This window comes from Mesorhizobium sp. B1-1-5, assembly GCF_006443065.1.
Classification (GTDB): Bacteria; Pseudomonadota; Alphaproteobacteria; order Rhizobiales; family Rhizobiaceae; genus Mesorhizobium.
Window position 1 is genome coordinate 1 of record NZ_VFWS01000416.1, and the last position, 1357, is coordinate 1357.

A 1357-nucleotide genomic window follows, 5' to 3' on the forward strand; every position below is an offset into this window, starting at 1 on the left:
CGCGAAAAGGTCGCGCGCTGGGTCGGCGCTGGTCGCCAGGCCCGGCGCAACGCGGGATAGACTTTGCGCCTTCGGCCGGATTGCGGCGAGAATCACCCGGGGCCGGCTGCAGCCCTTCGAGCAAGACTATGGTGCGATCGCACCATATCAAAGCCGGCGTCCAGCCGGGACAATGACGGCATCGATTTCCGCTCTCTTCTAGTTACGGGCGGGAGCAGCGACCGCCAGTATGAAGCAGCGTCAATCTACCCCAACGGACCTGTTTTTGGCGATGGCCCGGCCAAGACATCCTCTGGCCTCGAGCGACGCGCTCCCGTCCGGCTTTTCTTCGATCAGCGATCCATGCCGGCGTCCAGGCAGCGTTCGCGATCGCCCTTGAGCGCATGCGCGGTGACCCCGACGATCGGCACATGCGTGCCGGTTTCCTCTTCCAGCCGGCGGATGGCGGCGGTTGCCTCGAGCCCGTTCATCTCCGGCATCGAGACGTCCATCAGGATCATGCACGGATTGAGCCTGCCGAAAGCGTCCAGCGCCTTGCGGCCATTGCCGACGATCTCGAAACCGTAGCCGGTCTCGCCGAGGATCTGGGTGAAGACCATCTGGTTGACCTCATTGTCCTCGGCCACGAGGATGTCCAGCCGCTGCTCGCCGCCAGTCGCGGCAAGCCGAGGCCTGACCGGCGGCGGCTGCAGCAACGCGCGTTGCCCTGCCGCCGGTGGCGGTGACTGTGGATTGTTCCCGCCGCCTCCCTCGACAGCAAGCGGCCGGGCGACATCCGTGACGTGGCGATGCCGCTGGATGGTGGCGACCAGCGTTTCCAGGAGCACCGAGGAGCGTGCGGGCTTGATGAGTTGGGCATCAATGCCGAGATCGCGGTAACTGGTGTTGGCCAGCGACTGGTCGACGGAGGTCAGCATGATGATCGGCGTGTCGGCAAGCCCGGCGGTGTTGCGCACGACACCTGCCATCTCGGCGCCGCTCATCTCGGGCATCTGATAATCGAGCACGACGCAATCGACCGGCACGCCGTAGGCGGCGGCCGCGATCAGCACTTTCAGTCCCTCGGCGCCGCTCTCGGCCGCGCAGGAATCGAAGGTCCATGACGTCATCTGCTCGGTCAGGATGGCGCGGTTGACGGCATTGTCGTCGACGATCAGCACCCGCGCGCCGGTCACGTCCACCGGCATGATGCGCTGCGCGTTCTGTTGTCCGGCCCTGGGCAGCGTGACCGTGAACCAGAAGGTCGACCCCTTGCCTTCGGCGCTTTCCACGCCGCTGTCGCCGCCCATCAATTCGACCAGCCGCGAGGTGATCGCGAGCCCGAGCCCAGTGCCCTCATGCCGCCTCGTCGAGGAGG

At 66.1% G+C, this 1357-nt stretch carries 1 protein-coding gene; it reads right to left on the minus strand.

The features are described 5' to 3' along the window. Positions 1-332: 332 nt before the first annotated feature. On the minus strand, positions 333-1357 hold a 1025-nt coding region (locus tag FJ980_RS31950; protein ID WP_246676666.1), incomplete at its 5' end, for a response regulator.